This is a genomic window from Priestia sp. P5 (genome assembly GCF_029522155.1).
GTDB classification, from domain to species: Bacteria; Bacillota; Bacilli; order Bacillales; family Bacillaceae_H; genus Priestia; species Priestia megaterium_E.
The window spans coordinates 1-12,505 of sequence record NZ_JAKWFJ010000013.1 but is presented as its reverse complement, the minus strand read 5'-3'; the positions used below and the strand labels follow the sequence as shown (position 1 = coordinate 12,505).

Sequence of the window (12,505 nt, the reverse complement as noted above, 5' to 3'; positions counted from 1 at the left end):
ATAGCCAACTCCAGTATCTATATTCACTTCAATACATAATAAAATTTCCATAATCAACGACAGTAATTTTACCTTTCTTGGATAACCTTATATTACTATTACCCATATCCCTAGGCTTGATTCCGGCATCGCGAAATTTGTTTTTTAATGGGATTAATTCTTTATTACTTATTTCAACGGGAACTTCAATGTCCATTTTTTTCATTATGATCCAACCATGTCCAACTTCTTTCACTCGGCAGAGGTGTTTTAGTAAATCAGCTCGACAATGGTCATATATTTTAAATTCCGTTTCATTACATTGAATCCCCTTCTTAGTAAGGGCTACTTTTAATACATATCCATTATTAAGATCAAAGACAATACGGTGGCGACCATTACCAATCTTTGGGTATGTCAACTGTAAGATTATATCAGCTTCGTTAGCCCTTTGACTTTTACTTGTATCCTTATAATGATGCATTTTTGATAGCCATAAATTAATAGATTGTATATCCCAATTAGACAAAAAAACACTCAACCTTAACTCTTCCTCCCTCCCTTTTTTTCCTAAAATTATAGTTTATGCAATAGAAGAATGCCTTGACAGGGCGTTTGTATAAAGAAACAGAAACTATAAGCTTGATCTTTCCTAAAGAAAAAACAACCTACCACAACAAGGAGTTTTTTCTGTTTTTATGTTGTATAGAATATACAAAGGTAGTTAACATAATGTCTCTTTCCGGAAGACATCACAAAAAAGAACCCTTGTTGCAGAACGGTTCCGCCGAGGGTTCTTTTTCCGGAGTATGCAGCTTTTTATACATCCTTGATAAACCAACGTTTTTTCAGTAAGCGATTAGTGAAAAAATGAATAAAAAGTGCACCTTTTATACATATGTTAAGCTCTGATAAAGTATAAATAAAAAATTTACCACTGTATTCAATTTACATAATCCAAGTATAATTAGAGAGATAGAAGAAAGAAGGGATCAGGTGTTCAAAAATAAAATGAATCAGTTGTTTGAAGACCAAAAGAGTGTTCATGTACTGTATTCCTACGACGAGTCAGAAAACTATATAAGACAAGCTGTGAATTATATCCAAAATGGAATCTTTGCTGGAGATTGCGTTATTCTTATTGAAAATGACCGTTTATATCCTTTCATTCATAACGAACTCAAAACACTATTGACCACAGATCAAATGAAAATGATAAACCGTATTAACAATTTCGATTTCTATTATTCAAGTGGTAGTTATCATCCACCTGCAATCCTCGATTACTTTAATAAAACCGTACAACCTTACTTAGAAAAAGAAATTTCTTTTAGATCATGGGCACATGTAGAATGGAGTAGTATGGAAGATCCTCTGCATCTAATCGAAGATTTTGAAAAGATAGTAGATAATGCTGTAAACCAACTATCTTTTCCATTAATTTGTGCATATAAAAATGAAAGAATGCCAGAATACCTGAGGAATATTTTGATGGAAACACACCCTTATATTCTTGTAGAAGATGATTTAATTCTCTCTGAACAATACCCATCATCAACTGATATGAAATAAAATAAAAAAACGCTGAGTATGATTACTTAAGCGTTTTCTTATTTATCCTTTTAAAGCTAGTAATGTTCTGATCCTATAACGGAAAAATGTACCCTTTATGGAAAAAAGATGATATTATTAATTTGAAGTTATCTTTTCGTTATTTGTTATACGTGTGAACCCTATGAAAAAGCTACCTTATTTCTATGCAAAGCCAATGCCCATAGAAATAAGGTAGCTTTTTTATGCTTATAAAATCTTTCAAAAACGGGGGAGAAATTTTATGTTGACTCGATACGAACTTTTCTTATTCAACAGGGAACTATTGTTTTTACTAGAACAACACTCTACCTGTACTGATTCTAGTTTAAAAGAAATGCTGTTGAGTCAAATTTCTCTTATGCTTGCTGTTCTTAGCTAAATTGCATATTAATCTTATTCTCTTTCCATTTCTTGATCCCTACGCTTATTACGCTTGTGAATTCCCCCAACATGTTGAAAGAACGAAATCTGTTTCATTTTCTCAACATGCTTATCAATCCAATTCAATGCTTTTTCCTTCCAGGCTTTCAATGTCTTATTCTCTTCTCTTAATTCGTGAACCTTCTCATTCGCCTTATCTAACTCTTCTTTTGGCACATAATCCTTTTATATATACAGAACGTTTCAAATAATTGATTTTGTATACAAATATGATATATTAAAAGTCAGACTATTTTTTACAAATTTCAACGTAACCCTATTTTTGAGCAACCTCCCGTCCATTGCAGAGGTTGCTCTTTTATTTTGTATATGTAGCAACACATTAAAAATAGTCTTTAATTACAGAACATGGTAATCTACTTATGTTTCATACTTCGGATACGTATGGACAAACCCTTATAAAAAAAAGCAACCTCGTTCATTGGCCAATGCCGAGGTTGCTTTTTTTGTTTTTAATATCTCTATTTAATCTTTTCTAATTCATTTAACATCTCATCAATAAATTGACTAATCTCTATCGTGTTACTACTTGTAAACCCCTCTTTAAATGCCGTTTCAATCAAACATTTTCTCTCTTTTTCAATCTCCACTGTTAAAGCTTCTTTTAAGATCACTTTATGAGATTCCAATATTCCCCTCACCCATTTACTTTTAATAGCAAAACAAAATACAAGGTTGATCCTTCTAAAAGCAATCAACCTTGTATTCATTTTATCTTTTTATGTTCATACAAATATTTTACAGTATACAAATGTCCTTATACAACGGAATTTTATTTTGAAATCAAAACTTGTCATACAAAATTTGATTTTCATCTTCACAACCAAAAAAGTTTGTGATATACTTCACATATAAAGATATCCATGACGAACCAGAACACTCTAGATGTAAAAATGTAATGTAAAAAAGCTATTTCGCTCCGATGCCAATACGATTGAAATAGCTTTTTTTATATGGCTTTAATTATGTTTACTGACCAGAAAAACCATAGTTATAAGCATTCAACAATAAATAAATATCATAACCAGCTACCACTGCAAAAGCAATAAGTAAGAGTGTCGTTTTCATTTTACTCAATTTCATATCTCCTTTTTACCGTTCTAAGTCTTGTTCTTGGCGCTTGGATTGCTTGCGAATCCCACCAACATATTGGAAGAACGACATCTGCTTCATCTTCTCCACATTCTTATCAATCCAATTCAACGCTTTTTCCTTCCAGGCTTTCAGTGTTTTATTCTCTTCTTTTAATTCATGAACCTTCTTATTCGCCTCATCAAGCTCTTCTTTTGGCACATAATCTTTTATATAACCAAGATTCATCTTCGTTAAGCTCTCATTCACTTCATTTACCTGTACAAGCTCTTTTTTCGTTTTCTCATGTTTCTGCTTCTCAATCATTAAATCGTCGCTGAGAGAGCTTATATGAGCCTCATATTGCGTATCTAGTTCTCTCTTAACCTCATCTTTCAGATTTTCCTTTTGTTCAGCTGAGAAGTCATGTACTAGCTTCTGACGCATTTGTTTTTTCGCTTTTTCTACTTCACGATCTTGATGCGCCACGTATACCTCTAATTCTTGCCTTGTCTCACTCAAATCATGCTTTAAGGCCTTATTCTCTTTTTCATAACGATCCACCTCATGACTCAATGCATGCGTGCGCTCATGTTCGGCCGCCAACGTTTGCTGTAGCTCTTTTGTGAGACTCATAAGCTCATGGAAATCTACTTCTTCCACTTTCACTTTGGAACCCATGACACTCTTGGCCGCCTCTACTTCAATCGGTTGACTACATAACTCTTCAATACGTCTCTCACTACGTATCTCAACGGGTGGTGCTGCTTTCAACTCCACTAAATTGTCCATCTGTTGAAGCTCTTTTTCCTTGTGAGCCACTAGTTGTTGCAGATGCTTTAGCTCTTTTTCGCGTTCTTGTTTCTTAAACTCATGCACACTCTTATGCTGCAGCTCACTTGGCTCGCCACGCTCAATGTCGTAGCCACGTTTGTTCATATAGTTATGGAAGTCATCTTGGATTCTGCGAATCTTGGTTTTTCCATGGAAGTACTCTTTCGCCGCCAAGCGTCGATCATCCGTAATGGGCACGAACCCCACATGCATATGTGGCGTCGCTTCATCGTTATGTACCACGGCATATAAAATGTTCTGCTGGCCATACTTGCCGGCGATATGATCCAGTGATGCTTCAAAATATTTACGCTGCTCGTCTGGCGACATCGCATGCATATACTCAGGGCTGGCCGATACAAAGAATTCTGCCACCAGGACCGCATCATTCCGAATTTTTCGTTTCACACGGGTGGCCGTCATCTTCTTAATTTCTTCGTGATACTTAATTTTATCTTCATTCACAAAATCATAGTTGAGCATCGTTCTACTTGAATCAATGTCTTTATTTTTACTGTTCTCGCCTTCTCGTTGGTTGTGTTTCTGGATCCCCAATATTGCGTCTTTGTGGAACTTTTGCATGCGGATAATCCCATATTTGGCCATCCCTCAATCCCCCGTTTCGACCACTATTCTTGGATCTAGCATACCACAATTTGAGATTTGGTGTAACGCACTACACCAATTTTTCATCTTCGATCAAATTGGGAGCGCGCTCTACGAGGTAGGCGGTCGTATTCCTCCCTGTGTTTGGCTGCGCCAAAAAGAAAAAAGACATCCTAAACGGATGCCCTTTTTCTTTAAGACCGTGGACGCCGTCCACCACCTGTAAGGGGAACTCTTCCCCTTAACCCCATCCAAAAAACTCCCCCAACCCCCTCACTTTTTGAGGGGGCTCCCTCGCCGGTTGGCGTCAAACAAACGTGGTTGTTTGAGTACCAAGAGGGTCTTGGTGTAGTGACATTGTCAATTCCTTAATGCTCCCTACGGTCCGCTTACCATTGACAATGGCGAAAAGTAGCATTACTACTCATAATTATGTACCTACAACCTATCTCTATAGTGATCTATGCATGATTAGTGGGATGAATACTACGATGGCGAGACAAATAAAAAACTTCATATTGTCTGCTTCATAACGCTTGTTTTTTAGAAATCTACTTTTTGATAATAGGATCAATCCTATTATCAAAAGAGGAAGTTCAGGTATAAGCAACGATGGAATCAATTCGTATGAAAAACTACTTGAAAGAACGCCTATAGCTGACACAACCATCAAATAACCAGAAAGACGTAGTTTTTTCTTTGAAATTATGCTTCCAATAAGGCCGACAATTGAAAGACCAAACTGGATTAACCCTAAATAAAACATAAAATAGACTCTATGTTTCATTGCTTCATCCATCATTGATCCACCAAAAGCACCTCCAAAGATAGCCGCCATTAAATACAATAAACTAAATCCACAGCCTAAAAGACTTAAGGATACTGCCATAACTGATATAGTTTTTTTAAAAATTTTATATTCACACCATTCTTAAATAAAAAGTAGTATAAGTATAACAAAGGCCGCCCATTATGTAGCATTATTCGGCGGCCTTCAGTAATTTTCATTCATTAACTTATTAGTGTGTCTCATGATATGTCACCATTTTTTCCGTGTCACGCTCTGACACGTCACTTTCAACAATCGTTGCTATTACTGCATTTACAGCCCAATTTGGCGACATGTCAGTCTACTCAATTCTTTTGTTTCAGTCCAGTACCATTAGCAGACGTAACATTTTCTTTGATAAATTGAAAGCCGTATAAAAGTAGCGATTTTACCAAAAATATGATCATCACCTGAGGTCGACTTAGTCTTACATATGAAAAGACTCCCAACTTTTTCAGGAAACTTGAAAAAGGAAAGATAAAAAACAAATCCGTAAAGAAATTTACAACTAAATATTTTAGAAAGTGGCCGTACGTATATTTTAAAATCCACATAGATCCAATTAAATATTGGCCCCATAATAGTGGTGTTTCTCCTCTTGCTTTTGGAAACAATCGTTCATAGAACCACCACCATTTTCTTCTTTCTGCTATGTAACTTTCTAATCGAATTAATAAAGTTATAAATAAACTAGCTGCAAAAAAACGTCGAATCGATTTTTTGCCTAGAAAGGGTAGACTAAGCCAAGGTACAAGCATGATACTCCATAACCAAATTCTTGGATGTTTTGTCACTCTAAGAGGCCTCCTATTTAATAGATCATATTTAATGTTTCCTTAGAAAATAAAAAATATTAATAGTCAGTTATGATTCTGTTCGGTCGTTAGCTTGTGGCGGCTTTTCGAGCCATCCTTTTTTAATCATGAGATTTCCCCACATTGTAGAGACTTTTATATCTCCAAGAATAGCTTCTTCACAACGGCCTATTATATCTATTCTCATGCTTGTTGCCATAGCGTTTGAATAATAAGTCATCCCTAAATTAAACAGAAAGCCAGCGTGAAATAGTAGTAAACGATTAGAAAAAGGTAACGTTTTAGAATTAGTGACTTCTCTATCTAATAAGCTCGGCGTATGTAGGTTTTCTCCATGTAAAATGGATGAAAAGATATCAATATGCTTGTTAAGCACTTTTAACCCCTTTTCCATAAAGCTTCGTACTGGTTTGTCTGTAGCTACTTGCTGAAAACCAAGAAGTAAGCCTTTGGCCACGATACTCTTTCGTAAGTTAGCATAAATATTTCCGGCTTCCATCGAATTCAACGGCCTTGTTTTCCCTATAATATCCATGGCATATTCTACACTATCGATTAATTCACTTTGTTTAGATACAAAGAAATAAGGATCTTTTTCATAAAGCCCCTTGGCCGTCAAAACATCGACAGATTTGTTATAAACATTCATCGCATCATTGATACATTGAACGTAAAAGTTTCTAATATCTCTCCTACTTGCTCCACTAAGAGATAACGTGTGGCCGGAGAGGCCATGGATAGTCATATCGTGTATGTAATGTAACCAGAATGTATCTGTAAATAACGCTTGAGCTTTGGGATTTACGTCTTTATCAGTAAATCCTGTAGGTAAAGGAACCTTCTCTTGTTTTAAGATTTGCTTTACAAACTTCAAATGTTGAGTAGATAGCTCTAGACAATAATTAAAAAGAGAAGCAAGGTCTTGATCCTTCGTTGTTTTAACTACGTATTTGCTAATGCAAATGGCCATGGTCTCCCTAATATATTGAACCCATAGACTCGTGACTTCTGAAGAGGTCAATCTATTATCATTTTGCTTATTCATATTGTTTACCTCCATAGAAACTAAAACATATCGTTTAGTTTGCCCTGGAAGCATCTATTTATGAAAGAAGCATATCGCCTGTCGCTTCGCACCCAATACGCTCACTTAAAAGTAGGTTCTAACAGCTTGGTCGCCATAACAAATAAAGCAAAAGGATATCCTTTTGCTTTTGATATAAACACCATTTATTTACACATAGTAGGTTGATCGATGGATAGAATAGGCTGTTCTACTTTGGCATTTGTCATTTGTTCTTGAACAAAAATCCATATAGCAATATTAATAACCACAGCAATTAGTAGAAAACTTTTATTTTTATTAATAAAGGTTTCCTCCTTTAAGTCATAGTCACAACAAAGGCCGCCCACTATGTATCAGCGTATAAGGCGGCCTTGATTGTATGTATGCTACATGTATATTCCCATGTTCATGACAATATTTTTAAAATCTCAATCCCTACGGCCGCCAAAAAATAAATGCAAACAGGAGAAGAAGAGAAAAAACTTCTTTATAGCTACATGATTACTAACGTAATCAAATGCAACTATAAAAAGTATCTTAAAAATTACACCTGATTAATTCTTGTTTTTTCAAGAAACTGACAACGGCCACTGTAATAAGCATAAGAAACAGATACCATATGCGATATACCATGCTACATAAAAGAAGACACCTTAAAGGTGTCATTTTTTAATAAAACTTTTTTATATCTTATGAAAAACATAGTAAATGCCGTTCGTAATATAGGAAATTATATTGTTGTAATAACATCAGACTCAATCGTATATTACATTTTTTCCTTCTTCACTTAACTTTTTTAAAGACGTAAGCATATAATTTATTTCTTCATCAGAGTGTCTTTCCCATGAACTTAACTCAGCCACTATTTTTAAAGGAGATTTAGATCTATAAGAACGTGTTGGGTTTCCAGGAAACTTTTTGTCAGTTAAATTTGGATCATTTTCAAAATCTCCTAATGGTTCTACAACATAAATTCTCTCTTTTGAGTTAGACCTTGCTAATTCAGCACCCCATTTAGCAGCGTTTAATGTTCCAGTAAAATAGATATGGTTAGATTTTTTATCCTGATAATTAGATAAATACAACGGCTCAAGCAGATCTCCAATCTTTAGTTCTGCTTTAGTACCATGAAAAAACGGACCAGGATCTAAGACATTTTTCTTGTCATTCATATAGCCACACCCTTTATACTTTTTGACTTGCGTATAACAGTATAAGGCCGGACATGAGTGAAAAAACAGTCTATAAATAATTTTTAAATAGGGTTATAATTAAAGTAGAGATTAAGATGTTATCGGAAGTCAAATCATCTAAATAAAAAAGGACTGCTAACTAATTAGCAGTCCTTTTTTATTTCAAAAATCCCCACCGCTTCTTTTTCTTTTCTTTACTGGCAACAATAAATTTTTGAGTTTCTTGTATTCCTTTTAGAATTATGTGGCCGCCTTCGTTTTGGGGTGTGAGGCTGGCTTTTAAAATAGTATTTATTATCCTCGAATTTCTTTTATACTTCTTCCTCCTAAAAAAGCATGTCCCATTTTTAATTTTGCAACCGTCTTAAATCCATATTTTTGATAAACTTTTTCTATCTTTTCATTGATTGGAAATACCCAAAGGCTTGTTAACTTCTTTTTAGCAACTTCTTCTTGAATATAATAAATTAATTCACCAATCAATCCTTGTCCCCTGTATTCCTCAAGAGTTGCAACACTTTCCATACGTGCCTGATTGCCAGTCGTAAAGATACAAGCTGTTGCACAAGCAATACCTTTGTATCGAAGTAAATAATGTATAAAACTTGGATGATTAAATTCAACTTCAAATGCCTTTTCCCTAACTGCTTTTCCTCCAAATTCTGAAATATTACACTCAATATTTAATGCTTCGGAGTAATTCTTTTTTGTAACCAATTCAATAGAAATATCTTTGTCTTCTTTCTCCTTTAAAAACTTTCCTTCCCATAATTGAACTGGGTTAATTAATTCCTCAAAACCAAAGTTATCTAATTTTAGTTGATCCATTAACTCTTTTTGAGCATCTAAATTATAAATATAAAATCTTGGGATAATGTCTCTTGAATTATAAAATTCTTTTACTTCATCAATTATTGGATTTGGATTTACAACAGTATCAAAGATGTGTGCATGATTGGCATCGTAGTAATTTGATTGGCTTTCATTATAGAAAATTGAACCCCAGGAAGTCTCTACTCTGTTTGAAAAAGTCCCCAAGTATTCGAAATCGAGTAAAAAAACATCTTTTAAATTTACCATATTAATTACTCCTTTTTTATTTCCAGAACTCCCACCATTTCTTTTTTTCTTGAGCAGCAGCAAGTTGCTTTCTCGTTTCCTGAATTTCACGTATATGACTCATGCTTTGCTGATCCATACGTTCTACAAGCTTTTTATTAAATTCCATTTGTTCATGTAATTGTTTTTTTATCTCTTCAATACTTTGAGCCATATCATCAATTTTATCTTTGAACTCATGAGCTTGAACGGCCATCTGTGCAGGTTGCATGGGGGGCGTTCCTTGCCGTGCACCATAACGCTCAACTACTTCTAAAGATGCTACTTCTTTAGTTTTCCTTTGGACTTTTACGAGTTGTTTAAATAGCTGTAAAGCGTTTAAGTCATGTTTAGTGAAAGCCCGACTATCATTCTCTCCTTTAACAAACTTATAACCCTTGGCCTCTAATTGAATACACCACTTTCTTAAAGTACTATCTGATACCTCTAGTTTCTTTGCTACTTCACTAGTCCAATAAGCTGGCTCTTGGCCAAGTTTTGCATCTGACATGCCGTTCCCTCCCGTGCACGCGTATTTATGTAAATAGTTATATTTCTCACCTAAATGTCCTTTAAAGAATAACAAAGAACGCCCCACATGCACACTATTTTCCTACTTGCACGGGGAGCGTTCAACCCCGTGCATGCTATTTACTTTAATTCTGAGTTATAACTTTACCCGTGCCACCCCGTTCGTTTTGGGGTGGCGTGCTGGCTAGGGGTTCGGGGACTAGTCCCCGTTTGTGTAATCTATTTTTAGCAAAATTACCAACTATGGACGGCTGCTCTGGCGGTTCGGCAGGTATAATGGCCGTCACAAGCCGATCATCTTAAACTTCGTTTTGGGTATGTTCGGCTTGGCGATATGACCACCCCTGCCGAAATTTGGAGTACAAGGAGAAAAGAGTGGAGATTTTTTAAGTGCTTTTCTTAAAAAATACTACTCGTACCTTGTATGGAAAATAGCCATTCTGTTTGTTTTTTTAAAACGAAAAAAATATAAAAAGACTCTTGCAATTCTCTCAGCGAATTGCTATTTAAATAGAGTGAGAAGGGACAAGTACAAGAATGTTGTTATATCAACCTTTACAGAGGTAAGGGTGTACGAAAATTCGTACACCGGTGTACGAAAAAACCGACACCTAATAAATGTAAATAACAACGAACAAAAAAAAGCAAGAAGAATTTCCCCCTGCTTAAAATAAATAGATAGGAAGTTGATGCTTCTTGGAACTTCCTTCAACTTTGAAATTTTTTAAAGAACGTTTAAATATTTTTTGTGTTGCCTTATCTACACCATCTTTCGGTGAACAGCACATGATGTTTGGATTTACAAACCAAGTTCTACTAGTACAAACTCTTCCATCATCGGTAGTCATACCAGATTCAGCTACAGCTAAAATTCCTTTTGCTAGAAGTCCATTCATTAAAGAAGAGATATTACCTCTATTTTTACTAAAAACCTTTGCAAGATAGCTAGGAGAAGCTGAATCAGCGTCAACTTCTTCCTCATCATCAGAACGCTCTACGATAATATTTGTTTTAAATTCTAAATATGGTGTTAAATCCATTAGAAACGCCTTTTCAGCACTTGATAAGTAATTGATTTTACATAGGTAATTGTAATTATCCATAATTATTTGCACAAATTTCACCCCATCAGTTTTTTTCTTACGTTTACCGATGAAATAATTTTCCCCTGTGGTGTTATGTAAAACTTCCAGTAGCAATTTCTGCTGATCAGCTGATAAACCAACTGCAACTTGTCCAATTATCTCTTCAATATTTGAATCTCGTAGCCTAGCTTTCTTTTCTGCTTCTTCTAAAGCCTTCTTCACTTAGTTTCCCTCCAATTTTTACTGGAAAGAATATAACCCTTTGTGATAGAATAATCTCATAATGAATTCAAAAACAGAAGGTTAATTCCTTCCTTAATATTTTGTAAGAAGAAGTCCTCTGAGTCGGCGAAAACTTGAGGGCTTTTTCTTATGTCTAATTTTCTACCAAATCTTACATTTTTGCAAACCCTATTTGTAAAATGAGCAAGAAAACTCAGATTACATGTCGTATAGTTTTTTAATCTAATAAACCCTTTTCTTTAAATACTTTTCTTAACGCTTCATTCACCAATTCAGATTTATAACTCTTTGGAACACGATCAATAATACTTAACACATCATCATCAAAATAAAACCCTCGATACACTCGTTTTGAACGTTCTTTTGGATGCTGCAGCAAGAGGTCAATTGCATCTACTGTGCTAGCTTTTGAAGAGCTAGTGCTAGTGCTTTCACTTTCATCAACATAGCTCGTACTAGCTGCTACTTCGCTGGTAGCTAGCTTTTGTTCTGCTGGCATTTTACTGTTTTTAGAGATAAGGGTACTAAAATCAACATCTAAAGGTTCTGATTCTTCTCCAACATAGCGATAAATGCTCTCCTTACTGTCCCATTCATAGCCTAATTTCTTAATCTTTGATTGAATCGTACGAGTGCTTACATCATACCGATCAGCCAATTCTTTAATGGTGATTTCTTTCATCATAATGCCATTTAACATCTTTTTTACCAGCATCATACTAGCCTCCATCTTCGTTTTAAGAGCATAGTACTAGTATTCAAATACAATATGCTATTTCCTGCTATAATTTTTTAAAGCTGCATAGTTATTCCAATCTTTGAGCAAACTACTCGAGAAGTCTTTTAGGACTCCACTTACAACCTAATATTTATCAGTAGAAAAAGCCATCTTCCCCAAAGATGGCTTTTTCGCCTTTTAGTTAACATAAAACACATTATCAGAACAAAACTGAACCCAATAAGCTCGGTATTGATTAGATTCTAGACCAAAAGCATAGCCAACTCCAGTATCTATATTCACTTCAATACATAATAAAATTTCCATAATCAACGACAGTAATTTTACCTTTCTTGGATAACCTTATATTACTATTACCCATATCCCTAGGCTTGATTCCGGC

At 35.0% G+C, this 12,505-nt stretch carries 14 protein-coding genes; 2 read left to right on the top strand and 12 right to left on the bottom strand.

The features are described 5' to 3' along the window. Nucleotides 1-28: 28 nt before the first annotated feature. On the bottom strand, nt 29-520 hold the full coding sequence (locus tag MMB69_RS27030; RefSeq protein ID WP_057275184.1) for a hypothetical protein: 492 nt from the start codon (nt 518-520) through the stop codon (nt 29-31). A 455-nt stretch (nt 521-975) separates the two neighbouring features. Here MMB69_RS27030 and MMB69_RS27025 point away from each other — a divergent pair, with 455 nt between their 5' ends. Then, a complete protein-coding gene (locus MMB69_RS27025) occupies nt 976-1,551 on the top strand; it encodes an MEDS domain-containing protein (RefSeq protein ID WP_264409303.1) in 576 nt (191 codons plus the stop codon). Between the two features lie 414 nt (nt 1,552-1,965). Here MMB69_RS27025 and MMB69_RS27020 read toward each other — a convergent pair whose 3' ends face one another. From MMB69_RS27020 to MMB69_RS26995, 6 genes are all read right to left on the bottom strand, one after another. Beyond that, nucleotides 1,966-2,169, bottom strand: a complete 204-nt coding sequence (locus MMB69_RS27020) for a hypothetical protein (protein WP_221785721.1) — start codon at nt 2,167-2,169, stop codon at nt 1,966-1,968. Between the two features lie 305 nt (nt 2,170-2,474). Further along, nucleotides 2,475-2,642 carry an aspartyl-phosphate phosphatase Spo0E family protein gene (locus tag MMB69_RS27015; RefSeq protein ID WP_221785720.1) on the bottom strand — a complete coding sequence of 56 codons (168 nt, stop codon included), beginning with the start codon at nt 2,640-2,642 and terminating at the stop codon, nt 2,475-2,477. A gap of 463 nt (nt 2,643-3,105) precedes the next feature. Next, entirely contained in the window at nt 3,106-4,524 is a 1,419-nt protein-coding gene (gene mobV / locus MMB69_RS27010) for a MobV family relaxase (protein ID WP_221785725.1), read from the bottom strand. A 451-nt stretch (nt 4,525-4,975) separates the two neighbouring features. Continuing rightward, nucleotides 4,976-5,413 carry a hypothetical protein gene (locus tag MMB69_RS27005; protein ID WP_277448713.1) on the bottom strand — a complete coding sequence of 146 codons (438 nt, stop codon included), beginning with the start codon at nt 5,411-5,413 and terminating at the stop codon, nt 4,976-4,978. Between the two features lie 245 nt (nt 5,414-5,658). Next, complete coding sequence (locus MMB69_RS27000) at nt 5,659-6,147, bottom strand: hypothetical protein (protein WP_269872071.1); 489 nt, start codon at nt 6,145-6,147, stop codon at nt 5,659-5,661. 70 nt (nt 6,148-6,217) lie between these two features. Then, nucleotides 6,218-7,213 carry a DUF3231 family protein gene (locus MMB69_RS26995; RefSeq protein WP_269872070.1) on the bottom strand — a complete coding sequence of 332 codons (996 nt, stop codon included), beginning with the start codon at nt 7,211-7,213 and terminating at the stop codon, nt 6,218-6,220. 60 nt (nt 7,214-7,273) lie between these two features. Here MMB69_RS26995 and MMB69_RS26990 point away from each other — a divergent pair, with 60 nt between their 5' ends. Next, nucleotides 7,274-7,420, top strand: coding sequence for a hypothetical protein (locus MMB69_RS26990; protein WP_277448712.1), 147 nt, complete (start codon nt 7,274-7,276; stop codon nt 7,418-7,420). Between the two features lie 569 nt (nt 7,421-7,989). Here the strand turns inward: MMB69_RS26990 and arr are convergent. The 5 genes from arr to MMB69_RS26965 form a co-directional block, all read right to left on the bottom strand. Then, entirely contained in the window at nt 7,990-8,406 is a 417-nt protein-coding gene (arr, locus tag MMB69_RS26985) for an NAD(+)--rifampin ADP-ribosyltransferase (protein ID WP_098334782.1), read from the bottom strand. Nucleotides 8,407-8,721: 315 nt separating this feature from the next. Further along, nucleotides 8,722-9,507 (bottom strand): GNAT family N-acetyltransferase, encoded by a 786-nt coding sequence (locus MMB69_RS26980; protein WP_277448711.1) that lies wholly within the window; start codon nt 9,505-9,507, stop codon nt 8,722-8,724. A gap of 16 nt (nt 9,508-9,523) precedes the next feature. Further along, a complete protein-coding gene (locus tag MMB69_RS26975; protein WP_277448710.1) occupies nt 9,524-10,036 on the bottom strand; it encodes a DUF3967 domain-containing protein in 513 nt (170 codons plus the stop codon). Between the two features lie 685 nt (nt 10,037-10,721). Continuing rightward, the gene (locus tag MMB69_RS26970) at nt 10,722-11,363 is read right to left on the bottom strand and encodes a MarR family transcriptional regulator (protein ID WP_277448709.1); all 642 of its coding nucleotides are present in this window, start codon (nt 11,361-11,363) and stop codon (nt 10,722-10,724) included. A gap of 238 nt (nt 11,364-11,601) precedes the next feature. Further along, complete coding sequence (locus tag MMB69_RS26965) at nt 11,602-12,102, bottom strand: HTH domain-containing protein (RefSeq protein WP_277448708.1); 501 nt, start codon at nt 12,100-12,102, stop codon at nt 11,602-11,604. Between the last annotated feature and the right edge of the window lie 403 nt (nt 12,103-12,505).

What these genes read in the sequence shown, in the direction of transcription:
- mobV (WP_221785725.1), bottom strand. Translation starts at nt 4,524, where the DNA reads ATGGCCAAATATGGGATTATCCGCATGCAAAAGTTCCACAAAGACGCA.
- MMB69_RS27005 (WP_277448713.1), bottom strand. Translation starts at nt 5,413, where the DNA reads ATGGCAGTATCCTTAAGTCTTTTAGGCTGTGGATTTAGTTTATTGTAT.
- MMB69_RS26995 (WP_269872070.1), bottom strand. Translation starts at nt 7,213, where the DNA reads ATGAATAAGCAAAATGATAATAGATTGACCTCTTCAGAAGTCACGAGT.
- MMB69_RS26990 (WP_277448712.1), top strand. Translation starts at nt 7,274, where the DNA reads ATGAAAGAAGCATATCGCCTGTCGCTTCGCACCCAATACGCTCACTTA.
- arr (WP_098334782.1), bottom strand. Translation starts at nt 8,406, where the DNA reads ATGAATGACAAGAAAAATGTCTTAGATCCTGGTCCGTTTTTTCATGGT.
- MMB69_RS26980 (WP_277448711.1), bottom strand. Translation starts at nt 9,507, where the DNA reads ATGGTAAATTTAAAAGATGTTTTTTTACTCGATTTCGAATACTTGGGG.
- MMB69_RS26975 (WP_277448710.1), bottom strand. Translation starts at nt 10,036, where the DNA reads ATGTCAGATGCAAAACTTGGCCAAGAGCCAGCTTATTGGACTAGTGAA.
- MMB69_RS26965 (WP_277448708.1), bottom strand. Translation starts at nt 12,102, where the DNA reads ATGATGCTGGTAAAAAAGATGTTAAATGGCATTATGATGAAAGAAATC.